General features: G+C 63.0%; 27 protein-coding genes and 2 pseudogenes. 10 read left to right on the top strand and 19 right to left on the bottom strand.

Features of this window, described 5'->3' with window-relative positions; genetic code table 11:
• Window positions 1-22: 22 nt before the first annotated feature.
• The 7 genes from J8I87_RS12840 to sapR are packed head-to-tail and all read right to left on the bottom strand — an operon-like array spanning window position 23 to window position 6,806.
• Window positions 23-790, bottom strand: a complete 768-nt coding sequence (locus tag J8I87_RS12840) for an ABC transporter ATP-binding protein (protein WP_209931829.1) — start codon at window positions 788-790, stop codon at window positions 23-25.
• The gene (locus J8I87_RS12835; protein WP_209931828.1) at window positions 787-1,668 is read right to left on the bottom strand and encodes an ABC transporter ATP-binding protein; all 882 of its coding nucleotides are present in this window, start codon (window positions 1,666-1,668) and stop codon (window positions 787-789) included. Before J8I87_RS12835 ends, J8I87_RS12840 begins: the two co-directional genes overlap by 4 nt.
• Window position 1,669: 1 nt before the next feature.
• Window positions 1,670-2,584 carry a nickel transporter permease gene (gene nikC / locus J8I87_RS12830; protein WP_209931827.1) on the bottom strand — a complete coding sequence of 305 codons (915 nt, stop codon included), beginning with the start codon at window positions 2,582-2,584 and terminating at the stop codon, window positions 1,670-1,672.
• Window positions 2,585-2,597: 13 nt separating this feature from the next.
• Complete coding sequence (locus J8I87_RS12825) at window positions 2,598-3,668, bottom strand: ABC transporter permease (protein WP_209931826.1); 1,071 nt, start codon at window positions 3,666-3,668, stop codon at window positions 2,598-2,600.
• 22 nt (window positions 3,669-3,690) lie between these two features.
• Complete coding sequence (locus J8I87_RS12820; protein WP_209931825.1) at window positions 3,691-5,298, bottom strand: ABC transporter substrate-binding protein; 1,608 nt, start codon at window positions 5,296-5,298, stop codon at window positions 3,691-3,693.
• A gap of 57 nt (window positions 5,299-5,355) precedes the next feature.
• Entirely contained in the window at window positions 5,356-5,922 is a 567-nt protein-coding gene (gene ddpX, locus J8I87_RS12815) for a D-alanyl-D-alanine dipeptidase (RefSeq protein WP_209931824.1), read from the bottom strand.
• 5 nt (window positions 5,923-5,927) lie between these two features.
• Window positions 5,928-6,806: a sap1 transcriptional regulator SapR gene (gene sapR, locus J8I87_RS12810; RefSeq protein ID WP_209931823.1), complete on the bottom strand. Its 879-nt coding sequence runs from the start codon at window positions 6,804-6,806 to the stop codon at window positions 5,928-5,930.
• A 405-nt stretch (window positions 6,807-7,211) separates the two neighbouring features.
• Here sapR and J8I87_RS12805 point away from each other — a divergent pair, with 405 nt between their 5' ends.
• Window positions 7,212-8,675 carry a catalase gene (locus tag J8I87_RS12805; protein ID WP_313064439.1) on the top strand — a complete coding sequence of 488 codons (1,464 nt, stop codon included), beginning with the start codon at window positions 7,212-7,214 and terminating at the stop codon, window positions 8,673-8,675.
• Window positions 8,676-8,758: 83 nt separating this feature from the next.
• On the opposite strand, the gene J8I87_RS12800 is transcribed toward J8I87_RS12805, so the two are convergent.
• Window positions 8,759-9,247: a GAF domain-containing protein gene (locus tag J8I87_RS12800; protein ID WP_209931822.1), complete on the bottom strand. Its 489-nt coding sequence runs from the start codon at window positions 9,245-9,247 to the stop codon at window positions 8,759-8,761.
• Window positions 9,248-9,418: 171 nt separating this feature from the next.
• A pseudogene (locus J8I87_RS12795) lies at window positions 9,419-10,087 on the bottom strand (nitroreductase); the annotation flags it as partial.
• Between the two features lie 165 nt (window positions 10,088-10,252).
• Here J8I87_RS12795 and J8I87_RS12790 point away from each other — a divergent pair.
• Complete coding sequence (locus tag J8I87_RS12790) at window positions 10,253-10,930, top strand: hypothetical protein (protein ID WP_245253890.1); 678 nt, start codon at window positions 10,253-10,255, stop codon at window positions 10,928-10,930.
• Window positions 10,931-10,997: 67 nt separating this feature from the next.
• On the opposite strand, the gene J8I87_RS12785 is transcribed toward J8I87_RS12790, so the two are convergent.
• The gene (locus J8I87_RS12785; RefSeq protein WP_209931820.1) at window positions 10,998-11,756 is read right to left on the bottom strand and encodes a sulfite exporter TauE/SafE family protein; all 759 of its coding nucleotides are present in this window, start codon (window positions 11,754-11,756) and stop codon (window positions 10,998-11,000) included.
• Window positions 11,757-11,831: 75 nt separating this feature from the next.
• Here J8I87_RS12785 and J8I87_RS12780 point away from each other — a divergent pair, with 75 nt between their 5' ends.
• Window positions 11,832-12,725, top strand: a complete 894-nt coding sequence (locus J8I87_RS12780) for a LysR family transcriptional regulator (RefSeq protein ID WP_209931819.1) — start codon at window positions 11,832-11,834, stop codon at window positions 12,723-12,725.
• A gap of 43 nt (window positions 12,726-12,768) precedes the next feature.
• Here the strand turns inward: J8I87_RS12780 and J8I87_RS12775 are convergent, their stop codons facing one another.
• The 3 genes from J8I87_RS12775 to J8I87_RS12765 all read right to left on the bottom strand — a co-directional run bounded on the left by J8I87_RS12775 (window position 12,769) and on the right by J8I87_RS12765 (window position 15,744).
• Window positions 12,769-13,392: a lytic transglycosylase domain-containing protein gene (locus J8I87_RS12775; protein ID WP_245253889.1), complete on the bottom strand. Its 624-nt coding sequence runs from the start codon at window positions 13,390-13,392 to the stop codon at window positions 12,769-12,771.
• 117 nt (window positions 13,393-13,509) lie between these two features.
• On the bottom strand, window positions 13,510-15,069 hold the full coding sequence (locus tag J8I87_RS12770) for a phospholipase D family protein (protein ID WP_209931818.1): 1,560 nt from the start codon (window positions 15,067-15,069) through the stop codon (window positions 13,510-13,512).
• A 204-nt stretch (window positions 15,070-15,273) separates the two neighbouring features.
• On the bottom strand, window positions 15,274-15,744 hold the full coding sequence (locus J8I87_RS12765) for a response regulator (RefSeq protein WP_209931817.1): 471 nt from the start codon (window positions 15,742-15,744) through the stop codon (window positions 15,274-15,276).
• A gap of 438 nt (window positions 15,745-16,182) precedes the next feature.
• Between J8I87_RS12765 and J8I87_RS12760 the strand changes: the two genes are divergently transcribed.
• Complete coding sequence (locus J8I87_RS12760) at window positions 16,183-16,401, top strand: hypothetical protein (RefSeq protein ID WP_209931816.1); 219 nt, start codon at window positions 16,183-16,185, stop codon at window positions 16,399-16,401.
• A 294-nt stretch (window positions 16,402-16,695) separates the two neighbouring features.
• Window positions 16,696-18,258 (top strand): methyl-accepting chemotaxis protein, encoded by a 1,563-nt coding sequence (locus J8I87_RS12755; protein ID WP_409518754.1) that lies wholly within the window; start codon window positions 16,696-16,698, stop codon window positions 18,256-18,258.
• Window positions 18,259-18,282: 24 nt separating this feature from the next.
• Here the strand turns inward: J8I87_RS12755 and J8I87_RS12750 are convergent, their stop codons facing one another.
• On the bottom strand, window positions 18,283-19,182 hold the full coding sequence (locus tag J8I87_RS12750; RefSeq protein WP_209931815.1) for a hypothetical protein: 900 nt from the start codon (window positions 19,180-19,182) through the stop codon (window positions 18,283-18,285).
• Window positions 19,183-19,386: 204 nt separating this feature from the next.
• Here J8I87_RS12750 and J8I87_RS12745 point away from each other — a divergent pair, with 204 nt between their 5' ends.
• The 4 genes from J8I87_RS12745 to J8I87_RS12730 all read left to right on the top strand — a co-directional run bounded on the left by J8I87_RS12745 (window position 19,387) and on the right by J8I87_RS12730 (window position 22,217).
• Window positions 19,387-19,920, top strand: a complete 534-nt coding sequence (locus J8I87_RS12745; protein ID WP_209931814.1) for a carboxymuconolactone decarboxylase family protein — start codon at window positions 19,387-19,389, stop codon at window positions 19,918-19,920.
• Between the two features lie 156 nt (window positions 19,921-20,076).
• Window positions 20,077-20,481 carry an FKBP-type peptidyl-prolyl cis-trans isomerase gene (locus J8I87_RS12740; RefSeq protein ID WP_209931813.1) on the top strand — a complete coding sequence of 135 codons (405 nt, stop codon included), beginning with the start codon at window positions 20,077-20,079 and terminating at the stop codon, window positions 20,479-20,481.
• A gap of 278 nt (window positions 20,482-20,759) precedes the next feature.
• Window positions 20,760-21,272, top strand: coding sequence for a low molecular weight phosphatase family protein (locus J8I87_RS12735; protein ID WP_209931812.1), 513 nt, complete (start codon window positions 20,760-20,762; stop codon window positions 21,270-21,272).
• A 111-nt stretch (window positions 21,273-21,383) separates the two neighbouring features.
• Window positions 21,384-22,217 carry a CHAD domain-containing protein gene (locus J8I87_RS12730; RefSeq protein ID WP_209931811.1) on the top strand — a complete coding sequence of 278 codons (834 nt, stop codon included), beginning with the start codon at window positions 21,384-21,386 and terminating at the stop codon, window positions 22,215-22,217.
• Window positions 22,218-22,227: 10 nt separating this feature from the next.
• Here the strand turns inward: J8I87_RS12730 and J8I87_RS12725 are convergent, their stop codons facing one another.
• From J8I87_RS12725 to J8I87_RS12715, 3 genes are all read right to left on the bottom strand, one after another.
• Window positions 22,228-22,428: a DUF3562 domain-containing protein gene (locus tag J8I87_RS12725; RefSeq protein WP_209931810.1), complete on the bottom strand. Its 201-nt coding sequence runs from the start codon at window positions 22,426-22,428 to the stop codon at window positions 22,228-22,230.
• Window positions 22,429-22,640: 212 nt separating this feature from the next.
• Entirely contained in the window at window positions 22,641-22,976 is a 336-nt protein-coding gene (locus J8I87_RS12720; RefSeq protein ID WP_209931809.1) for a hypothetical protein, read from the bottom strand.
• 91 nt (window positions 22,977-23,067) lie between these two features.
• Window positions 23,068-23,487, bottom strand: coding sequence for a secondary thiamine-phosphate synthase enzyme YjbQ (locus J8I87_RS12715; RefSeq protein WP_209931808.1), 420 nt, complete (start codon window positions 23,485-23,487; stop codon window positions 23,068-23,070).
• A gap of 138 nt (window positions 23,488-23,625) precedes the next feature.
• Here J8I87_RS12715 and J8I87_RS12710 point away from each other — a divergent pair.
• Window positions 23,626-23,727: pseudogene (locus J8I87_RS12710) on the top strand (SDR family NAD(P)-dependent oxidoreductase); the annotation flags it as partial.
• A 154-nt stretch (window positions 23,728-23,881) separates the two neighbouring features.
• Here J8I87_RS12710 and J8I87_RS12705 read toward each other — a convergent pair.
• Both J8I87_RS12705 and J8I87_RS12700 read right to left on the bottom strand, forming a co-directional pair.
• Entirely contained in the window at window positions 23,882-24,556 is a 675-nt protein-coding gene (locus tag J8I87_RS12705) for an antibiotic biosynthesis monooxygenase family protein (protein ID WP_209931807.1), read from the bottom strand.
• A 48-nt stretch (window positions 24,557-24,604) separates the two neighbouring features.
• Window positions 24,605-24,898, bottom strand: coding sequence for a Rid family hydrolase (locus J8I87_RS12700; RefSeq protein WP_409518753.1), 294 nt, complete (start codon window positions 24,896-24,898; stop codon window positions 24,605-24,607).
• Window positions 24,899-25,097 lie beyond the last annotated feature (199 nt).

The raw sequence follows: 25,097 nt of genomic DNA, 5'->3' as shown, positions 1-25,097 counted from the left end.
CGATCGGGCCGCGTGTCCGCGCTCACAGCGAAGCGTCGACGCCGATCGCCTCGACTGCCTTGCGCTGATAACCCCCCGTTGCGAGCAGCAGGCTGCGCGAATAGTCGTTATCGACCTGCTGCGCGCGAATCCGCTCGATATCGCGTTCTTCGACGATCTCGCCGTTGCGCATGATCGCGACACGTGAACACAAAAAGCCGACCACGGCGAGATTGTGGCTGACGAGAATCATCGTCAGATTGCGCTCACGATGCAGACGCTTCAACAGGTTCAGTATTTCAGCTTGCACGGAGACGTCGAGCGCCGACGTCGGCTCATCGAGCAACAGCACGCGCGGCTCGACGATGAGCGCGCGCGCAATCGCCACGCGCTGCCGCTGTCCCCCCGACAGTTGATGCGGATAGCGAAACCGGAACGATGTGTTCAGGCCCACCTCGCGCAGCGCATCGACGATGCGCGTTTCATGCTGGCCGATGCCGTTGATACGCAACGGCTCGCGTAAGGTCTGATCGACCGTGAAGCGCGGATGAAGCGACCCGTACGGGTCTTGAAACACCATTTGCACATCACGCTTGCGCGCACGCTCGTCGTGCTGCGCGATGCGCATCGCGCCCTGCGTAATGGGCGTGAGTCCGCTCAACGCTCGCAGGATCGTCGACTTGCCGGAGCCCGATTCGCCGACCAGCCCGAACACTTCGCCGCGCGCGACACGGAAGGTCACATTGCGTACGGCATCGACAGCCCCCGCCGCGGTCTTGAAGCGAACGGTCAATGCATCGACGTCGATCATGCGGACCCTCCTTGCGCATCGTCGAGCCACGCGGGGTCGCGCGACAGCACGGGCAGCTCGTCGGGCGGATCGGCGAGCGGCGGATTTGCCGCAATCAGGCCGCGCGTATACGCGTGTCGCGCATGCACGAGATCGCGCGCCGCGCAGGTCTCGACCACGCGCCCCGCGTACATCACCACGACGCGGTCGCAGAACGACATCACGAGCGGAAGATCGTGGCTGATGAAGATGAGGCCAGTGTCATGTTTTGCGATCATCTCGTCGAGCACCGCGAGCACTTGCATCGAGACGAGCACATCGAGCGCGCTAGTCGGTTCGTCGGCGATCAACAGGCGCGGTCCCGTCGAGACCATCATCGCGATCATCACGCGCTGCCCCATCCCGCCCGAAAGCTCATGCGGGTATGAATCCGCGACGCGCTGCGGGTTGCGGATATGCACGGCTTCGAGCGCGGCGACGATCTTGTCGTGCATTGCGCGACGGCTCAGCTTTGGCTCGTGCAGCGCGAACGCCTCGCGCATCTGCTGCGCCACCGTCATCACCGGGTTCAGCGAGTACTTGGGGTCCTGCAGGATCATGCCCATCTGCTGGCCGCACAGACGGCGGCGCTGGCCTGCGGGCATATTCAAGAGATCGTGCCCGTCGAAGCGCAATGCTTTCGCGGTGCAGTGCGCGGCGGCCGGCAACAGGCCGAGGAGCGCGCGGCCCGTCAGCGATTTGCCCGAACCCGATTCGCCGACGATGCCGAGCCGCTCGCCCTTGTTCAACGTCAGCGAAAGGCCGCGCACGGCTTCGCTCATCGTGCCGTCGTGGCTGCGGAACGCAATGCGCAGATCGTCGATTTCGCACAACGCTTGAGTCGTGTGACCGGTGCGCATGTCAGTCTCCGTGGCGCGGGTCGAACACATCGCGCAGTCCGTCGCCGAGCAGATTGAACGCGAGGCTCACGAGCAGGATCGCGAAACCCGGTATCGTGGCGACCCACCAGGAATCGAGCAACACGTTGCGGCCCGATGCGACCATGAAGCCCCATTCGGGGCTGGGCGGCTGCGCGCCGAGGCCCAGAAAGCCGAGGCCCGCGACCGTGAGAATGATGCCCGCCATGTCGAGCGTCGCGCGCACGATCACCGACGACGAGCAGAGCGGCACGATATAGCGCAGCAGAATGCGCAGATTCGACGCGCCTTGCAGCCTTGCGACGTGAATGAAGTCGGCTTGCACGAGCCTCAACGTTTCGGCTCGCGCAAGGCGTGCATACGCAGGCCATGCCGTAATCGAAATGGCGATGACAGCATTGATGACACCTGGACCCAACGCGGCAGCGAATGCAAGCGCGAGCACGATCTTCGGAAACGCGAGCGCGATATCGGTGATGCGCATCAGCACGTTGTCGACCCAGCCGCCGAAAAAGCCCGCTGTCGTTCCGATCATCAAACCGATCGGCACGACGACCACAACGACGAGTATCGCGATCGACAGCGTCAGCCGCGAACCGTAGATGATGCGCGAGAGAATGTCGCGGCCGAGCTGATCGGTGCCGAGCCAGTGGGAAGCCGAGCCGGGCGGCAGCAGACGGTCGGACAGCACTTGCCTGAGGGGATCGTGCGGCGCAATCCACGGCCCGATGATCGCGACGATCACAAGCAGCAGGAGGATCAACAAGCCGAACGTCGACAACGGATTGCCCGCGAAACGCCGCCAGCGCCGGTACGCGAGACCGAGCGCCGCTTGCCGCCGCGAAGCGGGCGTGTCGGTCAGCAGCCATGCTTGCCATGTCGGGCGCGGTGTATTCATGGTTTGCGATGCATCAGCGGGCGCGCGGATCGAACACGCGATACAGCGCGTCCGTCAGCAGGTTCAATGCGATAAAGGTGATGCCGATCACGAGCGTGCTGCCGAGCACGGCATTCATGTCGGCGTTGAGCAAGGCGCCCGTCAGATACGAGCCGATGCCGGGCCATGCGAACACGATTTCCGTCAGCACCGAACCTTCCAGCAGGAAGCTGTACGAAAGCGCGATCACCGTCAGCAGCGGTACGGCGATATTGCCGAAAGCATGCACCCACACCACGCGCCGCTCGGAGAGGCCTTTCGCGCGTGCCGTCGTGATGTACTCCTGGTTCAATTGGTCGAGCATGAACGAGCGCGTCATCCGGCTCAGATACGCAACCGAGTAATAGCCGAGTATCGCGGCGGGCAGCGCGATGTGCGAAAACGCGTTTAAAAACACCTCCCATTCGCCCGCGATCAGCGAGTCGATCAGCAGGCTGCCCGTCTGCGTGTCGACCATGCCGTCGTACACAGGGTCGAGCCGGCCTGGTCCCGACACCCAATGCAGCTTCGCGTAGAACAGCAACAATCCCATCAGACCGAGCCAGAACACGGGAACGGAACTGCCGATCAGCCCGATGAAGCGCGCGACGTGATCGATCCAGCGGTTGTGACGCGTCGCCGCGATGACGCCGAGCGGCACGCCGATCAATACGCCGATGATCGTCGACAGCGTCGCGAGTTCGAGCGTGGCAGGGAACACGCGTTTGATGTCGTCGAGCACCGGGTTGGCCGTCAGCAGCGACACGCCCAGATCGCCGTGCAGCACCGCGCGCACGTAGATGAAGAACTGCTCGGCGAGCGGCTTGTCGAGACCGAGCTGGATGCGCGCGGCCGCATACGCGCTCGCCGATGCGCGATCGCCGAGTATTGCGAGCACGGGATCGATCGGCACCTTGCGGCCGATCACGAAGGTCACGGCCAGCAAACCCGTGAACGTGACGGCGAGCGTGAGCGCCCACCGCAGCACGCGCAACGTCCAGCGCACACTCGCGCTGCGCGCGGACGCGGCGCGAATGCGGTCGATAGGAGTGAGCGTCGTCGACATGTTCTGCAGCGTCGCGGCGTGCTTACTGCTTCTTCACGTGCAGATACGACACGAGATCGTTGATCGGGCCGACTTCGAGACCCGACACGCCCGGGCGCATCGCCACCTGCGACACCTGCTGGAACGTGATGACGAACGGCGACTTCGCGAGCATTTCCTTCTGCATCGTCTGATAGAGCTGTGCGCGCTTCGCCGTCGACGATTCCGCCAGCGCCGCATTGGTCTCTTTCGTCAGATCCGGAATATCCCACGAGTTGCGCCACGCAAGCATCTTGTACGAAGACTTGTCGGAGTTGTCGGGGTTCCACGCATAGCCTTGCGCATTGCTGTGCGGGTCGATGTAGTCCGCCGACCATTCGCCGATATAGATGTCGTGCTGGCGCGCGCGGTACTTTGCCAGCGTCTGCTTGTTGTCGCCGGGAATGATCTCGACCTTGATGCCGCCTTGCGCGAGATTGGCCTGCACGGCCTGCGCGATTTCGTTATACGGATAGGCGCTGCGCACATCCATTGTCACGCTAAAGCCGTTCGGCAAGCCGGCCTTGGCAAGCAGCGCCTTTGCTTTTGCCACGTCCTGGTGATACGGATTGGTATTCAGCGCGCCGAGAAAGCCCTCGGGCAGGAACGTTTGATGAACCTTGAACGTGCTCTTCGTCACGTTCGTTTGAATGCCGTCATAGTCGATCAGCCACTTCATCGCTTCCTGCACTTCCGGCTTCGCGAGATTCGGGTTCTTCACATTGAGGCCGAGATAGAGCAGCGTCGCCTGCGGCACGGACATCACGCTTGCCTTGTTGGCCTTGGTGAGCGCGGCGAGGTCATCGGGGCTCAGATTGCGCGCGACATCCGCGTCGCCGTTTTCGAGCAGCAGGCGCTGGCCCGCCGCTTCGGGCACATGGCGCATCACGATGCGTTTCATCGCAAGCGGCACGCGATAGCCGTCGTACTTCTGCAGGATGATGCTGTCGTTGGCCGTCCATTTGACGAGCTTGTACGCACCGGAGCCCGCCTCGTTGGTGCGCAGCCATTCGTTGCCGAAATCGTTGCCCTTCTGGTGCGACATCAGGAGCTTCTTATCCACGACAGAAGCCGGCCATGCTCCCAGCACGTTCAGCACGAAGGTTGGTGCGTACTTCTGGTCGGTCGTGATGCTCACGGTGGAATCGTCGATTTTCTTGATGTTTTGCAGCGCGTTGTCTTTGGTGAGGCCGATGCCTTGCAGCACGGCAGCCGCGCCCTTGTCGAGCAGCACGCAGCGCTGGATCGACCATGCGACATCGTCGGCCGTGAGCGGATTGCCCGAGTGGAACTTCAGGCCGGGGCGGATCTTGAATGTGAACGTGAGTCCGTCGGGGCTGACCGTCCACGATTGCGCAACGTCACCGTTGAATTTCGACGGGTCTTTCAAATCGACGCGCACGAGGCGGTCATAGGTGTTCGCCACGTATTCCTCGGGCACCAGTTCGTACACTTCGCCTGGGTCGAGGGTCGAGAATTCGTCGAGCGTGGTGGCGATCACCAGCATGTCTTTCGGGGTCGCCGCGAATGCCGTGCCTGTTGTCGTCATCGTAAGCGTCAGTGCCGATACGACGGCCACTGCCGCTAGCGCATTGCGCAAAGCCAGATTCATACTCGCTCCGTATGTAAAGGAAAAGACCTGAAAACGGACAGCAAAGAACCAACGCGACTACATCAATTTCAACGGGCCGCTTTCGCTGTTATCGATGACAGGCAGCGCGCGCGAGCCCGGCAATTCGTAGTGCCACCACTCGCTCGGAATGTGCGTGAAGCCCGCGGCGTGCATGATGCCGAGCAGCAGCAGGCGGTTGCGCTGCACATGCGGCGGCAGCCCCTGGTGAAAGTGCTCGGACTCCTCGATCATCGCGTCGAATGCCGTGCCCATGTCGAGCGCCTCGCCGTTGCCGTCGATCAAGGTCAGATCGAGCGCAGTGCCGCGGCTGTGGTTGGAGCCGCGTCCCAGCTCGGCGATATAGCGCGGATCGGGCAGGAAGTCCCACAAGACCTGCTGCGCTTGCGGCGGACGGTACGCATCGAAAATGCGCAGCGTCATGCCGATGCTTGCGGCGAGTTCGACGGCTTTGCGCAATCCCGCTTCGGCGGGCGCGAGCAGCAGGCAATGTGCTTCTCGATAGATCGGCTTGCCGGTGAGGTTGCGCTCCGTTGCATAGACGAGATCGAGATCGACGCGATGCGTTTCGGGCGTGATATGAATCAGTTGGGGTTTACCGGTCATGAGCATCAAAGGTCGAATTGATCGAGTTCGCGCTGCAACTCGCGATTGCGCGCGACGCGTTCGTCAATGGCGGGGCCGAGCCTTTCGACGATCGACGTGATCAACAGGTTGAACAGGCATGTCAGCGGCGCAAGCGAGTCCCAGAACTGCCCGACATCCGTCTTTACTTGCAGGAGGTCGCATGAAAACTCGCGCGCCCACGGGCAATAGAGATCGGTGACGAGCCCGAACGGCAATGCGCGCCGCGCCGCCGCTTCGCAATAGCGGCGCGCGATGCGCGAATAGGCGCGCGTATCCGTGACGATCAGGTAAGGCGATCCGAATTCCGGGTTGAGCGAATCGACATACGATCCTGACATGCCGTCGGAATAGAACACGCGCGGCCGCAGATATTCGAGGTAGCTATGGAACGCGTTGGCGATGCCGCGCGTCGATTGAATGCCGACGATGAACACGGCGTCCGCATCGGCGATGCGCTGCGCAACGCGCGCGAACGATTCGCCTTGCGCAAGCTGATAGACGAAACGGATCGCATCGACTTCGAGATCGAGCGAATGGGCGAGGGCTGTGCCGTGCGTGGCCGCGCGGTGCGCATCGCTGTCGCGGCGCTCGCTGCGGTAGGCGTCGAGCCGGTCGGTGATGAACCACGGGCGCGATTGCGCGCCGCGCAATTCGCGCTTCAGGTCGTCGAGATTGCGATAGCCGACGCTGCGCAGAAAGCGCCCGACCGAAATGCCGCTCGTGCCCGTCTGCTGCGCAATCTGATCCGCGGTTTCCAGGCCGAGGCGCTCGAGGTTCGCCAGCATATAGCTGGCGATACGCTTGGCCGTGGGCGTAAGCGTCGCGAAACTCGCTTCGACGGTGTGGGCGAACGCGGTGGACATCAACGATGATCGTTAGTTATCTGTCATTGGCCGGCAGTCTGGTATGTATATGACAAGGACAATAAAGCCAGCGCTAACTTAATTTTTTAATCGGTTTGCGGAAATTCATAGCGGGTAGGCCGGCCCCCTTTGCAACCCCCCTTTGCAACTCTTCTCTGCCCCTTTGCTGCCGGCCCATCCGAATGCCGCTAAGATCATTGACGCAGCAATCGGTTCGCGCGCGTCGAGCGCCGCGCGAATCTTCATCCCGATGTATCGCAGACGGTAATGCGCCGGCATGCCGTCCTGATTCCGCCTCCAGAAGCAACCGTTGCCGCACAGGCGCTGCGGCCGTGCTCGCTGGAGAACCCACAATGCGTCTGGCGGAGCGTCCGCCAGACTTCATACAAGGCTGGAGGGCTGAACGTGAACAAGCTGACCACTGCTTTTGGCGCACCTGTCGTAGATAATCAGAACATTCAGACAGCCGGGCCGCGCGGTCCGGCGTTGTTGCAGGACGTGTGGTTCCTCGAGAAGCTCGCGCACTTCGACCGCGAGGTGATTCCCGAGCGCCGCATGCATGCAAAAGGCTCGGGCGCATTCGGCACGTTCACGGTCACGCACGACATCACGAAGTACACGCGCGCAAAGATCTTCTCCGCAGTCGGCAAGAAGACGGAACTGTTCGCGCGCTTCTCGACGGTCGCGGGCGAACGCGGCGCCGCCGACGCCGAGCGCGACATCCGCGGCTTCGCCGTCAAGTTCTATACGGACGAAGGCAACTGGGACCTCGTCGGCAACAACACGCCTGTGTTCTTCTTGCGCGATCCATTGAAGTTTCCCGACCTGAATCACGCTGTCAAACGCGACCCGCGCACAGGGCTGCGCAGCGCGGAAAGCAACTGGGACTTCTGGACGCAACTGCCTGAAGCACTGCATCAGGTAACCATCGTGATGAGCGATCGCGGCATTCCGAAATCGTTCCGGCACATGCATGGTTTCGGCAGCCACACGTTCAGCTTCATCAGCGCGGACAAGGAGCGCTATTGGGTGAAGTTCCATCTGCATACGCAGCAGGGCATCGAGAATCTGACGGATGCGCAGGCGGCCGCGCTCGTCGGCGTCGATCGCGAAAGCTCGCATCGCGACCTGTACGAAGCGATCGAGCGCAAGGAATTCCCGAAGTGGACGATGTACGTGCAGATCATGCCGGAGCAGGACGCATCGAAGTGCGCATACAACCCGTTCGATTTGACCAAGATATGGCCGAAGAAAGACTATCCGCTGATCGAAGTCGGCGTGATGGAACTGAACCGCAACCCGGAAAATCATTTCGCCGATGTCGAGCAGTCGGCGTTCAATCCGGCTAACGTCGTGCCGGGGATCAGCTTTTCGCCCGACAAGATGCTGCAAGGCCGCCTCTTCTCATATGGCGACGCGCAGCGCTATCGCCTCGGCGTCAATCACAGCCTGATTCCCGTCAATGCGCCGAGGTGCCCGGTGCACAGCTATCATCGCGACGGCTTCATGCGCGTCGACGGCAACATGGGCGGAGCAACGTCGTACAACCCGAATACGCGCGGTGAATGGCTCGATCAGCCGGACTTCAGCGAGCCGCCGCTTTCGGTGGAAGGCACGGCCGACCACTGGAACCATCGCGTCGATGACGACTACTTCTCGCAGCCCGGCGCGCTGTTCCGCCTGATGACGCCGCAGCAGAAGCAGGCGCTGTTCGACAACACGGCGCGTTCGCTCGCCGGTGTGTCGGAGCCGATCCAGAAGCTGCACATCGATCACTGCACGAAGGCCGACCCCGCATATGGGCAAGGCGTCGCGGCGGCGCTGGAGTCGGTGAAGAAGGAGAGCGCGACGCCCAATCGCGCGCTGTGACGCTACGCTCGCAACAGCGCGGCGTCGGCGGACATGACGGGCCGCTCGTTGCCGTCCGTCATGCATTCGACGCCGCGTTTTGCTTACTTCAGCGTCGCGACGAATATCCTCGCGACTTCTTCGAGTCCGCGCCGGTCATCGTCGTCGAAGCGCGCGAGCACGGGGCTGTCGAGATCGAGCACGCCGACCAGTTCGCCATTCGCCCTTTGCAGCGGGATCACGATCTCCGAGCGCGATGCGGAATCGCACGCGATATGGCCGGGGAACGCATCGACATCCGGCACAACCTGTGTCTCGCGCGTTTCGGCGGAGCGGCCGCAGACGCCGCGGCCAATCGGAATGCGCACGCAGGCGGGCTTGCCCTGGAAGGGACCGACAACGAGTTCGCCGTCGAGCGCGAAATAGAAACCCGCCCAGTTCAGCTGCGGCAGGCTGTGAAAAATCAGCGCCGACAGATTGGCTGCATTGGCGATCTGATTCGTCTCGCCCTCGACGAGCGAGCGGGCTTGTGCGGCGAGTTCCTGATAGAACGCGGCTTTGGGCAGCGCGGTATTGATGGTGGCTTCGAACATCGGATGCACTCACATTTGCTTCAATGGAACTGTGATTTTCGCATCAACGCGCATCGCGTGTCGGCAGCGTGCAAAGCGCGTTTTTGAAACCTGCGCTTTCCTCGTACAACGCACGCTACGTTCACGTTCATGCCGGCCAAAGCGGCCTGAACGCGCCGCGCTCGACGATGAGATGCCGATGAACTGCGCAAACTCGTCCAGTGGCGTGCGCTGCGCACGCCACTGGTTGATCGCAGCGCCCGTGTCCTCGTAGCCGATCGCCATGCCGCTGAACAGCATGCGCTCGTCGGGCAGATCGAGAAACGCGCCGATCGTCTTCGGATACTGCGCGCAGCACTCCTGCGCGCAGCTATGCAGCCCTTCCTCGCGCAACAGCAGCATGACCGTCTGCAGGAACATGCCGAGATCGGACCATTGCGGCGGACCCATGTGACGGTCGACGGTGCAAAAGAGCGCGAGCGGCGCATCGAAGAACGTGAAATTGCGCGCGAATTGCGCGAGCCTTCCAGGCCTGTCCTCGCGTGCAATGCCGATGCTGCGATAGAGATCCTCGCCGACCTGGAAACGCCGCTCGCGATACGGCGAATGCAGGCTCGGCGGATAGATGTTGTATTCGATGTCCTCGCCGCCCGGCGCATCCGCGATGCGCTCGCGCATGATGTGCTTGAGCCGTGCAAGCCCTTCGCCGCCGACCACATGGACATGCCAGGGCTGCAGATTGCCGCCCGACGGCGCGCGCCCGGCGGTGGCGAGCACGCGGCGTATCACGTCCGGCGCGACGGGTTAGGGCAGAAACTGGCGCACCGACTTGCGGGTGTTCACTGCATCACTGACGTTCAAGCTCCTCTCCTCGACACGACACGCGATCACGACCGTCGATGATACAGGCGGCGGCCATTGGCCTGTCGCGCTAAAGCTTCTGCGGGACTTGCCGTTAATGCGGGCGAATCAGAACGACGACATAGAGAACGACCACATATAAACGGGGAGCCGCATTTGAACTCAATGAAGCTGGCAGCACATCTCGCGGCGATTGCCGCATTGGCCGCGCTGGCCGGTTGCGTCACCAGCGAGCGGCAGATCGCCGCCGCGCCTTCAAGGCCGCCGCGTCCCGTAGTCGTCGCGGTGCAGGCCCCGCAGCCTGGCGTCGTCGTGCGCGCGCCCGCCCCCGCGCCTGCGCCTGCGCCTGCGCCTGCGCCGCAGCCCGTGTATGTGTCCGCGCCCAGCGATGTCTATATCGCGGGCGTCGTGGATCGCGATGTGGTGTTCGTCGGCGGCAGCACGTATTTGTGGGTCGTCGGGCCGGACGGCCGGCGTCATCGCCATTTCTACGCGCGCGGCGACCGGCGCGCCGAAGTGTTTCGCCGGCGCGAGCAGTTGCGCGTCGAGATGGCTCGTCACGGCGGCCATGCCCCCGTTCATGCGATGGCGCCGCACCGCGACGAGCACCGGCCGCATCCGCATGCCGGTCAGCCCGCGTACGCGCATCAGCTGCCGCATCGCGCGGACCGCCGCGAAGGGCCGCCCGTCAGGCATGCGTCAGTGGAGCATCGTCCGCCGCAAGGGCCGGCGCGCGTGGCCGAGCATCGCACACACGAGCAGGGGCCGCGCGATCACCGGCAGACTCCGCGCGTCGACGAGGCGCAACAGCAACCGCATCGTCAGGGGCACGCGGGCGCATGAGCGCCCGGATAGGGCGGGCATCTATCGCGCGACATGCCCGCTCTTTATTCTCGCGCGCGCCGCGCCGTCATTTCGCCAATCCGTACGCGCGCACGAAAAACGCGACCGTGATGCATGACGTCAGCGTGAGCGTGCCGTAGCGGATGACGCGTGCGGGCGCGCGCCGTCCCACCTGCGCGCCGCCATATCCGCCAAGCGTCGCGCCGATCAGCATCGCGATGGTCTCGGGCCAATGCACCGCATGCGCCGCGATGAACATGACGACGGCCATCGTGTTGGCGGCGCTCACGAGCAGCGTGCGCGGCGCATTCAGCAGCTTCAGTTCGCGGCTGTCGAGCAGGCCCCACACGGCCATCATCATGATGCCGACCGCGCCGCCGAAATACCCGCCATACACGCCGAGCCCAAACTGGATGACGAGCAGGGCCGCTTGCCCGATATGCCAGCGCTCGCGCATCCATTCGCCCAGGCGCCCGCCGAACGCGAGCGCGACGGTTGCGACCAGCAGCAGCCACGGCACGACGAAATCGAACGTGGTCGCCGGCGTGAGCAGCAACAGCAATGCGCCGCCTATGCCGCCGACAAGCGTCGTGAATAGCAGCGCGTGCAACGACACGGAACCGATCGGCCCGAGGCCTTCGCGATACGTCCACGCGCTCGCGAGTCCGCCCGGATACAGCGCGACGGTGCTCGAAGCATTGGCCTGAACGGAAGGCACGCCCGCTGCGATCAGCGCGGGCAGCGTGACGAACGAGCCGCCGCCCGCCAGTGCATTCATGCCGCCTGCGAGCAGCCCGGCGCCCGCCACGAGGAATAGATCGTTCATGCGACGCATCATAGCGGCGGCGGCGTCGCGGATACAATCTGGATTCCCCGATGCCAGCGTTCGCCCTGACCGAAGATGACGACGTCGCGTTTTGACCTCACCGACCTGCGGCTGTTCCTGATGGTCGTCGAGCACGGCAGCCTGACGCGCGGCGCGCAAGCGATGCATCTCGCGCTCGCGTCGGCCAGCGAGCGCATCTCCGGCATGGAGTCCGCGCTGGGCACGCCGTTGCTGGAGCGCACGCGGCGCGGCGTGCGCGCGACGCCCGCAGGCGACGCGCTCGTGCGTCACGCGCGGTTGATCGTCGGGCAGATCGAGCAGATGCGCGGCGAACTGCGCAGCTACGCGAAGGGCCTCAAAGGCCGCGTGCATCTGATGTCGAATACGGCTGCGCTCGCGTCGTTTCTGCCCGAGCAGATTTGCCGCTTTCTCACGGCGCATCCCGATCTCTGCGTCGATATCGACGAGCGCCCGAGCGCCGATATCGTGCGCGCCGTCGCCGAAGGGCGCGCCGATCTGGGCATCGTCGCGGACATCGCCGACCTCGCGGCGCTGCAGACGCATATGATCGCGGACGATCAACTGGTGGTGGCCGCGAGCCGCGCGCATCGCGTGGCGAATGAAGCGCGCGTCGCGTTCGCGGATATCGTCGACGAGGCGTTTGTGGGCCTTTCCGATGCGGCGCTGGAGCACCATCTGACAGACCGCGCGTCGCGGCTCGGACGGCGGATGCAATACCGTGTGCGCCTGCGCAATGTCGCCGATCTGGGCCGGCTGATCTCGGCGGGCGTCGGCATCGCGATTCTGCCCGCCGCCTGCACTCAGCCGTTGCGTGAAGCGGGCCTCGTCATCCTGCCGTTGTCGGAAGCATGGACCTCGCGGCGTCTGCATCTGTGCGCGCGGGACTTTTCCGCGCTCACGCCGCACGCGCATGCGCTCGCGCAGCAATTGATGACGCCAACGACATGACGCTGGCGCAATGACGTCAAAGGGATGACCTCAACGGATGACCTCAGCGGATGATGCCGGACGACACTTTTTTGACAGGCTGCGCATTCGCGCGCAGCACGGCATCGAAGCGCTTCATATGGAGCGCGACGCGGCGCGCGTAGCCTTTGCCGCCGCCGCTATAACGCCATAGCGCGGCGTCGATATCGCCGCCCGATGCGTCGAGGTAGCCGCGCAATATCGACGAACCGATACGCACGTTGGTCGCGGGATCGTCGAGTTCCTTCACGTCTGAGAAGGCGCGCGGATGCGCGGCCGGCAGAACCTGCATCAGCCCGCGTGCGCCGAGCGAGCTCACGGCGCGCGAATCGAAGCCCGATTCGACGGCCATCACCGATAACAACAGCACGGGCGGCATCGAATAACGGTTCGCTTCCATGAGTACGGCTTGCGCGATCTTCAACGCGTCAGCGGCGGAGACGCGAAATTGCGCGCGCAACGTTCCAACGATGTCGGCGGGTGAAGGAAGAAAGGGTGCGTCGGCGGTGGCCGGCGCGGGTTCCGCTTGCGCATGCGCGAACGGCAGCGCGCTGCAAAGCGCGAGGCTCGCCGCCATCAATGCGAGCTTGACGAGCGTGTACTTCCACCGTGCTTTGCCTGGGACATGTCGTGCATTTGGCTGTTGCATAACCTCTGATACGAGCCCGGATGCAAGCACTCTATCGGCGGCGACGTCTGGATTTTCAAAAGAAATGCGGGCTGCGCGTAAAGGCTCAGTAAACGCAGTGTTGTCGCAAGGGCTGGGTCAGAGCTGCGACTCGATCGGCAAAATGCCGAGGAGCCAGATGCCGGCCTTGCGCACGGCCGATACGTCAGGCTCGCTGTCGAGTTCCTTCACGGTGCCGTCGGGCTCCGTATCGATCCAGACGATGCGGCTGGTGCCGTTCGCATTGGGCCGCAGTTCGAGCCGCCATGCGATGCGGTCCAGACTCGGCGCGAGAGTATCGACAACCTGTGCCGCCGGGGGCGCGCTTTCGCAATACACGCCGATTTCCGTATTGAGTTCGACGGAACGCGGATCGAGATTCATCGAGCCGATAAAGATGCTCTGGCGATCGAATACATACGTCTTCGCGTGCAACGATGCCTTCGACGAACCGAACACGTGCTTCTTCTTGTCGTCGTCGTTCTTTTCGCTTGCTGCGGGCTTGAGCTCGTAAAGCCGCACGCCCGCTTCCAGCAGCGCTTTGCGGTAGCGCTGATAGCCCGCATGCACGGCTGCGACGTCGGTGGCGGCGAGCGAATTCGTCAGCACGGTGACGCGCACGTTCTTTTGCGTCAGGCCGGAAAACCACGCGACCCCTTCTTTTCCGGGCACGAAATAAGGTGAAACGACGAGCATCTGCTGCTTGGGCTGCAGTTCGAGCGCCTTGAGCTGCGTCATCAGCTGGCCTTGCACGTCACCGGGCGAGCGCGTGATTTTCGCGGGGTCGTCGTAAAGCACGGTGCCTTTACCCCACGAAAACGTGGTTTCGTGCGAATGGAGCACGTTCGTGAGCCGCGCTCGCGCATTCACGACGTAGGGGTTCTTCTCCTCAGAGGCAAGATACGCGTCGAGCTTTGCGCGGACATCGGCGAGCGCCGTGGGGTCCGCTTCACGTCCCATCAGACGGTCGATCGGATATGACGCTTCGGAATTCCAGAACAGATCGAATGCCGTCGACACCTCTCGCACCACGGGACCATGCACGAGCACGTCCAGATCACCGAAGGCGACATCGGATGAAGCGCCGAAGTACTCGTCGCCGATATTGCGTCCGCCGAGTATCGCCCCTTCGTTGTCCGCGATCATCGACTTGTTGTGCATGCGCCGGTTCACACGAAAGAACTCGGTGGCCATGCCCAGTTTCTTGAACGTACGGTTCGCGACGGGATTGAAAAGGCGGATTTCGACATTCGGATGCGAGTCGATTGCGAGCAGCATCTTGTCGTCCGCATTGGTGCCGAGATCGTCGAGCAGTATCCGCACGCGCACGCCGCGATCGGCGGCGCGCAGCACGGCGGCGGCGAGCCCGCGCCCCGTCAGGTCGTCATGCCAGATGTAGTACTGGAGATCGAGCGTGCGGTCTGCGCTCTCCGCGAGCACGACGCGCGCAACGAGCGCATCGACGGCATCGGGCAGCAGATGGAACGCGCTTTCGTCGGGATGCCGCTGTTCAGGCGGCGTGAAAACGACGCCGAGGCGCGTGTTCTGCGTGTCGGTGAGCGCGTGCGTCGCTACTCGGTCTGCCTGCGGCGGCAAGCTCGCACACGAAGTCAGCAGGGCGACGGTGAAGGCCGCGAGGAGACTTCGTAGTGTGATCATGTGCGCGCTCCGCAAGGGCGATGCGCGTCAGATTAACGGGAGCGCCCGCCTGTTACAAGCGGGGCCATGCAGGCGCCGGGTGCTTTTCGTTGCAGGCGGCGCCATGCGCCGAACAGGCGCACGCTCAGGCTCGCGACGGCAACGCTCACGACGGAACGCTCATGACGGCAACGCTCATGACGGCAACGCTCATGACGGCAACGCTCACGACGGCAACGTATGGGCGCGGTTGATCGCAACCGAGCCCAACAGCAAAGTCAGGATCCTCACGACCATCACGGGATCGACCGGCTTCGAGCAGACCGCATCGAAGCCGCTGGCGCGCAGTTCTTCGTAGTTGTCGTCCGCATCACAAGCCGTGTAGGCGAGCAGCGGCACGGATGCTGTCGCTGGCGATTCGCGCAGCGTCCGCGCGACGGCGAGGCCGGACACGCCCGGCATCGCGATATCGAGCACGACGCTGTCGGGACGCCACTCGTTGGCGATCTTCAGCGCGTCGCAGCCGTTGTAGGCGACGCGAGTGTCGAAGCCTACGTTGTCGAGAAATGCGGCAAGCGCGTCGGCGGAATCCATATAGTCATCCACGACGAGCACGCGCGGCGGGCACGACTGCGCGACGAACCGCGCTGCCGTCCATATCTGGCTTCGTGCCGGCGAATAGATTGCATGACGCATGTTGATGCCCTCTGATCTTCTGGCGCTGTTTTCCGCTGGCTTGTCAGCTTTGCAGCAACACGCATTCCAACCTTGGGTCCGGCGCACGTGCGCACATATGCTGCATAGCGCAATGCCATGGCGGTGAGGCGCGCGGTCTTGGCGCGCGGTCTTGGCGCGCGGGCTCTCGCGCGGACTCTCGCGCGAGCGGCCGCCGCGCCGACGTCACATCGATGCGGCGCGAACGGCCCTTTCCCGTCTGCAATTCCACCCGACACGTTGAAGGTTTTGCATGCAGCGACGCGGATTTTCGTCGCGTCGTGCAGACTGCGGCGGCACGCGCGGGCGGCGCAAACGCAACGGACATGCGGGCCTTCGACCATGCTAGGATTCGAACATCCGCCGGGAGAAGCCCAGGCCCGGATTGCATCGCACTTTCTTCGCTGCAGGAGGCTTGCCATGCATTTCGACTACAAGGGATTTCACATCGACTGCCGGGCGAGGCACGACGAAGACGGCCACTACGTCGCCCAGGCGAAGCTCACACGGGCCGCGACAACGAGCGCGCCCGCCGAAGTTCACCAATCGGGAGATATCGATTCGTTCGTCGACGAATCCGATGCAATGGCATGCGCACGCACGTGGGCCATCGAATGGATCGATGAGAACTGGGATTAGGCTTGGCTTCTTTTTGCCCCACGCGCGTAGAGCGCTAGCCTTGGTGTTTGCTTCAGGCTGCGCCACTAGCGGCCTCGTGGCGGGGTCACGTCAATTGAAAACTTAAGACCGGGAATTCCCCACGTTGCCGGCAAAGGTTGCACCGCATAGGCTCTCAACGAATCTTTAAATGCTGAATCGATGCAGCATTGCGCATGCGCATCGACGAACGCGCGAATGCACCTGAGAGCACGCGTTCGATAAAAAACATGCATATCCAGAACAGATTTCATCACACGCACCCGGGGGCTAGCAGTGAAGAAGACCTTGACCATCAGGGCGAGGCTGTTCATTGGCTTTCTGTCGATGGCGGCCATCGCGCTCGTTATTTCCGTCGTTTCCCTTTACAGCCTTGGCAGCACGACTGAGGCATTCATCCGTTACGTGCATGGCATCGATGCGCGCGCGCAGGTGGCCGCCGAAGTGCGCGCGGCCGTGGATCGCCGCGCGATCGCCGCGCGCAATCTCGTGCTCGTCACGTCCCAGGCGGATCTCGACCTTGAGACGGCCGCTGTCAAACGCGCGCATGAAGACGTCGGCATCAGGCTCAAGCAGCTCAACGACATGATCAACACGGCGACCGATACGAGCGAAACCGCGCGCTCGCTGGTCGCCGAAATGAACCGCGTCGAAGCGTTGTATGGCCCCGTTGCACTCGACATCGTGAGACTCGCGCTTGACAATCACCGCGACGAAGCCATCAAGAAGATGGATGACGAATGCCGTCCCCTGCTGGCCGCGCTCGTCAAAGCCACCGACGCATACGCGAGCTTCACGAGGAGCCGCCAGGGCGCGATCGTGCAAGGTTTCGAGGAACGCTACGTCATGCAACGCAACATCATTCTCGGCGTGAGTGCATTCGCGATTCTCGCGTCGCTCATGCTGAGCATGCGCATGGTGCGCTCGATCACGAGTCCCATCACGCGTGCCGTCGAAGTCGCGCGCACCGTCGCGACGGGCGATCTGACGAGCCGCATCGTCGTGGATCGCAACGACGAAGCGGGCGAGCTGTTGAAGGCGTTGCACGAGATGAACAACCGGCTCACGGAAACGGTGGGTCGGGTGCGTTCGACCAGCGCGAGCGTCTCGCTGGCGACGAACGAAATCGCGACGGGCAATAGCGATGCGAGCCGTCGCACGGAAGAGCAGGCGGCTTCGCTGCAGGAAACGGCCGCGAGCATGGAGCAGCTCACGTCGACGGTCAGGCAGAACGCCGAGAGCGCGCAGCATGCAAAGTCGCTCGCGTCGAATGCATCGGCGATATCGCAGCGTGGCAGCAACACGGTCGAGCGCGTGGTGACGACGATGGAAGCGATCAGCGCGAGCTCGGGCAAGATCGCCGAGATCACGGGCATTATCGAAGGCATCTCGTTCCAGACCAACATTCTCGCGTTGAACGCGGCCGTCGAGGCGGCGCGTGCGGGCGAAGCGGGGCGCCGCTTCGCCGTCGTCGCGGGCGAGGTGCGCAGTCTCGCACAGCGCTCGGCGCAAGCGGCGAAGGAAATCAAGGAGCTGATTGCGCGTTCCGTGCAGGAGATCCAGAACGGCTCGCCGCTCGCCGACGATGCCGGCCGCACGATGGCGGACGTGACGCGGGCCGTCGCGCGCGTGTCAGAGATCGTCGAAGAGATCGCAGCGGCTTCGGCAGAGCAGGGCCGCGGCATCGAACAGGTCAATCAGGCAATCTCGCAGATGGACACGGTGACGCAGCAAAACGCGGCGCTCGTCGAGCAGGCTTCGGCAGCGTCGCAATCGCTGCGGCACCAGGGCCAGGAACTCGACGACACCGAGGCCGCGTTCAAGCTCGCGACTGCCTGACACGAACGCGCGACGTGAACATCGCTATTGCGCTGTCTGCTGGCGCTGATACTCGTTCTTCTTCATCTCCAGGTACTCCTGGCGGTCGAGTTCGTGCAACTGACGCCGATATTGCTCAGTCGCATCGAACCACGTCGCGAAACGCTGATCGACGCGTTTGTCGGCGGGCGCGGATAGCGAGCCCAGATACGCGTCGATCGCGAGGTAATAGCGCATCGTGTTGCGTTCGACGAGCCCGCGCACACCGCCGATATAGTCACCCGACGTGTTCTTCGTGAAGCCTACTTTCTCGCTGCCGATCGTCGCGAGATACGCTTTCATCGCAAGGCGTCCCGCCGTGCCGAACCCATACGAATAGGTGAGATGCAGGAACGTGCGTCCTTTGCCGATATCGACGGCTTCGAGCACGATGCGATAGTCCTTCGTGCTGAGCGGCCCCGTCGCCGCGCCCAGATCGACCTGGAAGTAATTGGCGCTCGTTGCCACCGAACGGTAGTTGAACTGCACGCGATACGTGTCGCCGAGTTCCTGCTCCGTCTTTTTGCCCACGTTCATGCTGATCGTCGCGCCGTTGCCGCTGACGGACGCATGGCAGTACTTCGTGTTCAGATGCAGGATCAGTACCTCGCACCAGTTCGCCGGGCCTTGCTGCGGGTCGTTGAGCGCGTTGTTGACGGTCGCGAACGGATAGTCGACCACCGCGTAGATATCGCCCTTCAACGTGTTCTGCGTCTCTTCAGAGTCCAGATGGATCGGGCGATGAAAGACGTTCGACTGAAGCTGCGGCGCGAGGGCGTCGTACTTTTCCTTGAGGGCCGTCGCGTTGTCGTCTGCCCATGTCAGCGCGCCCAGCGATAAACCCAGAAGCGCGAGCGCAACCAGCGCAAGTCGTTTCAATATACGCATGATCCCCAGAGTGCTCATCGCAGGCGCTCCCGCTGACAACCCGGTTATTGGCGGATTCCGCACGAATATAGCAGAGACCTTGCGCAATATGAGGTGAGCCTGAGGTGAGCCGTTCGAGCATAAACGTGATTTGAACCAGCATTCACCGCGGCAACGCGCGTTCCTAGAATGGCCTCCATGCGTTGACACAGTCACGCAAGCAATCACCTAACGGAGAACATCATGGAACGTCTGAATCGCCAACCCATCAATGAAGCAACCGGTCAGGCAGCCGACCTCTTCGCGGGCATCAAGCGCGCGGTCGGCATGGTGCCCAACGCGTATGCCGGCATTGGCACGAACAGCCCGGCCGCATTGCAGCTCGTGCTGGCGACGGGCGACGCGCTGGGCAAGGGCGCGCTGTCGCGCCAGCAAGTCGAAGCGATCAAGCTCGCGATCAGCGGCGTCGCGGATTGTGATTACTGTCTCGCGGCACACTCGCTCACGGGCAAGAAGGTGGGCATCGCGGCCGACGACGTCGTCGCGCTGCGCGAAGGACGCGATTCGGGCGACGCGCATCTGAACGCGATCGCGACGTTTGCGCGCACGGTCTTCACGTCGCGCGGCACGGTGCCCGCCGAAGTGGTCGATGCCGTGAAGGAGGCGGGTTACAGCGATCAACAGATCGTCGAGACGCTGCTCGCGATCGCCGATATCACGTTCACGAACCTGTTCAACCGCGTGAACGACACGGTCGTCGATTTCCCGAAGATCTGACGGGAGCGACGTGAGGCCGCATCGGATGGCGGCTTTAGCCCGCGGCTCGCGAGCGCGAGCCGCGGGCCTTTCATTTGTAGCGAATTGATTCAGGTCTCCTCGTGCGAAGGGGCGTTCCGCTAGAATGGGGCTCGCTTTTCAAACAAGGAGATACGCGTGAAATCAGTTGTTGCCCTGCTCGCCGCAGCCGCGCTCGCATCGATGGCATTCACCGCCAACGCTGCATCGACGGAAAAACTGCCTTCCGGCGTCGTCGTCGAACACCTGACGCAGGGAAACGGCCCGCAGCCCACGGCCGCTGACGTCGTGCGCGTCAACTACCGCGGCACGCTCGCGAACGGCACCGAGTTCGACAGCTCGGCCAAGCACGGCGGCCCCGCAGAGTTCCCGCTCGGCCGCGTGATCCCGTGCTGGACGCAAGGCGTCGCCACGATGAAAGTGGGCGAAAAGGCCCGCCTGACCTGTCCGGCTGCAACTGCATACGGTTCGCACGGCGTCGGCGTGATCCCGCCGAACAGCGATCTGACGTTCGAAGTCGAATTGCTCGCGATCGTCAAGTAACAGCAGCAAGCTGGCAACACGCCAGCTGCCGGGTTTCAGGCGCGGACCGCCCAGCGCGGTGCCGCGCCTGCTGCCGCACCGCGCCGCACATGGCGCGAGCGGACTGCGCCGTACGCCGACCTGGCAATCCGCCCCCGAATTATCGTTAACGCTGGCTGGCCGAGTGCAAATTGGCGTGGTACCTAAACGTTCTTGCGGCGAATCAGTTAATCGATCGGGGACTCTGTCACCAATATGAAAGACTGAGCGCTCAGAATCCCGCAAAAAATAAAATCTGCATGACGGGGTGTAGGGTGACCAGAAAACAAAGAGTGCTGTTCCTTTGCAGGGACAACGCGGCGCTTAGCATATTGGCGGAAGCCTTGCTGCGCGAGCTGGACGGTTTGCATTTCGACGCTTTTAGCGCAGGTCTCGAGCCCGCCGACAAGGTGCATGCGGCGGCAATGGGAGAGTTGCGTCATGGTTTCTCCAGTCTCGAACTGCTGAATCCCAAAAGCTGGCTCGAATTCACGAGCGAGTGGGCCCCGCAGATGGACTTCGTGATTACGCTGTGCGACGAGTCGGCGCGCGTCGATATGCGCGCTTTTCACGGCAACCCGGAGCTGCGCCACTGGGCGCTCACGCCGTCCGCGCGCGTCGACGCGAACACGGTTGGAAACGCGTTCTGGCAGATCCTGAAACGCGTCGAAGACTTCATCGCGGCGGAGCGCCGCCCCTGGCCGCCGCTGAAGTTGCCGACGGTGGCCAGTTGCACATCCGACACCTGCGATCTTCTGCTGAGCGGCCAGTAAGCCGCATCGCAGTGCCGGCCCCATGCGCAGCACGGGCGCTGCGGCAGCGGGAACCTGATTTGCTTACTCGATCATTACGACATCGGGTAGGGAAACGATCCAGGGACCGCAATGAAATCGGAAGACCATGATGCGCTTCGACGCGACGATACCGCCGAAGCCCATTTCTCGCAGTACGCCACGCCGCTGATCGACAACGCGCTGCATTGCGCGGCCGCCTTGCGCGCCGATCCGGATGCGGAAGTGCTGCACAAGCTGCGCGTGTCGCTGCGGCGGCTGCGTTCGTTGCTTTGGGCGTACCGTCCGCTACTTGACGAGCGCTTCGACGAACAGCAGCGCGCGCTCTTCAAGTACTTTGCGGGCGCGGCCGGCAAGACGCGCGATTGGGACATCCTGATCGCGCTGCTCGATGAAACGGGCGACGCACGCGCACAACCGCACGAAGCCTTGCAGGCATCGCGCGAACAGGCCTTCGAGACCAGCCGTGAAACCTTGGAGCAGGCGAACGTGAAAGCCGCGTTGCGCGATGCGCTCAAGGAGGCGAACCAGAGGCTGAATACCGCGCACGATCGCACGTCGTTGCCCAGGTTCGCGCGCAAGCGTCTGGGATCGGCGCAGAAGTCGATGAAAAAGCGCATGAGACGCGCGGCGCACGCTCCGCGCTCGGACTACGCGTCGTATCACGACGTACGCAAGGCGGGGAAGAAGCTGCGCTATCTGATCGAGTTCTTCGAGCCGGTGCTGCCGAAGAAGCAGCTAAAGGCGACCAAGGGCCTCAAGAAGCTCCAGAAGCGCTTTGGCGAATTGAACGACGTGGTCGCGAGCGAGCAGTTGCTGCGCGAGCACCCAGATGTGTTTTCCGACGAGGCATCGGCCGGGCGCGCGCTCGACGCGCTAGCAAAAGAACGCAAGCGCCGCATGCGTGCTGCCGCGAAACTTTTGTGACGCAGGTGAATTACGCTTCCTGGCGCCGGCTTCGCGAGCGCAGCGTTTCGCGCACGCGTTTGGCCGCGAAGAGCGGAACGTAGTCGAGGATGCGCGCTTCGCGCTGATAGTCTTCGACGGCATCGGTGTACATCTGCGATACGACTTCTTCCGGGCTGTCCGTGGACGCTGCGATTTCGTGCACGATCCTTTCCGAGTCGGCCGTCTTCATGCAAGTCTCCGTTGGTTCAGTCAGTAGTCGGAACCCTGAATTGAAGGACACGCGATGCGAGTGCGCCAATAGAAGTTTGCAATCGGCGGACACGCGGGTCCGTGCCATTGCGATGTGCGCATCAGGAAGGCCTGATTCATCAGACAGATAGCGTGCATGCCCCAAACTTTTCCACAGGTCTTTCAACAGAAACTGTGGATAACATGCCGCCGTCATTGGAGCCATTTGCGCACGTCCTTTTCCCATTCGGGGTCGCCGCAACCTTTCGGGTTCTCAGGGCCGAGCACGGTGATGTAGCCTTTGCTCTTCATACACGACTCATACGCGCGGACCTTCGTGCACTGCCCCGGGCCCGAGTTCATCGCGACCGTCTTGCATTGCGCGATGGAACGGTCCATCGGGCCGAAGTCCATGTCGCTTGCCCGGTTAAGCGTCGGTGCGTCCGCGCCCGTCGCCGAAAATTCGACGGGGCCCGTGTGGGTGCAGCCCGCTCCCACTACTACGGCAAGCGACGTAGCCACAAAAAGCATATGCGCACGCAAGGTCATGGTCTGCTTCCTCGATAAGGGTGCATCCATTGATGGATGGTCGCGGATGGTTGTGGATGGTTGCAATTGCGACTATCTGTCTCCGGCGCATTCATTCGCCGATCAGATGCAGCACGATCTCGCGCTCCTGCGGCCGCGCGCGATGCTCGAACAGATAGATGCCCTGCCATGTGCCGAGCGTCATGCGGCCGTGTTCGACGGGGATCGATAACTGCACCTGCGTCAAAGCGGTGCGCAGATGCGCGGGCATGTCGTCGGGGCCTTCCGTATCGTGCTCGTAGCGTTCGGGATCTTCGGGCGCGAGCATCGCGAAGTGCCGTTCGAGATCGCGCTGCACGGAAGGGTCCGCGTTCTCCTGAATCAACAGCGACGCCGACGTGTGCCGGCAAAAAACGGTCAGGATGCCCGTGTCGATCGACTCGTCGCGCACGAACGCTGCGACGTCCGCTGTGAAATCGAATAGTCCGCGAGCACGCGCCCGCACTTTCAGATGGCGAATGGCCTGGCGCATGAAGGTTCTCCGTTGTGCCGTGATAAGGAAACGCCTGTTATCGAGTTTACCCCGCTCGTCGCGCATTAGTGGCTCGCCGCCCGCCCTGCAGGCGCACTGCACGAGATCGCCGGCTTCACTTGCGCCCGACGAGATATGAAGCTCGATGTGACCGACGCCGCGCAGATCGCGGCCGCCGTCGAAGCCGCGCATCAGAGGTTCGGCGCGATCGATGTGCTCGTGAACAATGCGGGCTATGGCTCGAAACGGAGCGGCCGCCGCGCCATCTGGCGCCGGGCGCGTTCGGCGTCGATGCGGTATCGAAACGCCTGCATGCGACCCTCGCCGATCTCGAAGCGTGGCGCGAGACGAGCATCGGTGCGGACTTCCCGGACGACGAAAAGTAACGCGCGATTTACGCGGGGCGCGGCGCGTCGGGATAGTATTGCGGCGCTTCGCGCCGGTCATACATGCCGTAATCGCGCACGACGCGCACGCTGCGCAGGCGCGCGCCGTCGGGCAGCGCGAGCGTGTCCGCGAACGCATCGGCGCACTGCACGTCGCGCCATGCGCTGAGCAGAACGATGTCGCCTGGCGTCAGCACGGCGTCGAACACATCCCACGAAGCGAGACCCGCGGCGTTCTCGCGCAAGCCCAGCGCGCCCGCGACATCGCGCGCGCTCGCCGTCTTCACCCATTCGGCGTCGCGTCGCATGTCGATCAGGACGATAGTGGTCGCGTCGCCCGTTTCCGTTTCGTCGAGCCGCTGCTCCTTCAACGCGCAACCGTCAGGCAGACGCGTATCGCGCGTCACCTGGCCGACGCGCAGGCGGTAGTCACGAAACGTTTGCGAGCGGCCCTTTTCCTGCACGCCATGATGCAGCGCATGCGTGCGCCAGCGCACCAGCGCCTTTTCGTCCTGCCAGCCAGAAAGCGACAGCAGCCATCCGTCGCGCGTGAGGCTGCGATAGCGGACGTTGTCGACGAAGCCGTCGATCTGCTCCAGCTCTGGCTTCAGCATCTTCGCGTAGCCGAGATATGCGTCCCAACTGTCGGCGCGCGGCTGCACTTCGAACAGCACTGAAAACATCGTCTTCTCCTGTTTGTCCCGGTTGCGGTCTGTCGCGTTCCGTTGCGCTCACACGGCCGCGATGCAGTCGATTTCGATATCGAAGCGGCCCGGCCACGCGGGCACGCAGACGAAGATACGTGCTGGCGGATGGTTCTGAAAATAGCGCGCGTAAACGGCGTTGACGGCTGCGAACTGCTCGACCGACGTGCAATAGACATTGCACTTCAACACATTATCGAGCGACGATCCGGCCGTTTCGACGCAAAGCTTCAGTTGCTCGAGCACCAACTCAGTCTGCCGTTCGAGCGGCGCATCGGCGACTTCGCCCGTCGCGGGGTCGAACGGCGGCAGGCCCGACACATAGATCGTGCCGCCATGCCGAGTGACGACGGACGTCGGCGCCTTCCATCGTTCGAGCCAGCTCGACAGCGGTTCGACCCGGATGAATCTCGCGTTTCATTGCGGCGCTCCCTTTGCATGATGTCGAGGCCATCGTAGCGCCGTTCGCTGCGCCGACGTTTCAGGCAAAGACGAAATGACACGCACGAAAGCGGAAAAA

This window comes from Paraburkholderia sp. LEh10 (genome assembly GCF_017814945.1).
GTDB lineage: Bacteria > Pseudomonadota > Gammaproteobacteria > Burkholderiales > Burkholderiaceae > Paraburkholderia.
This window is presented reverse-complemented; position numbering and strand designations above follow the sequence as displayed.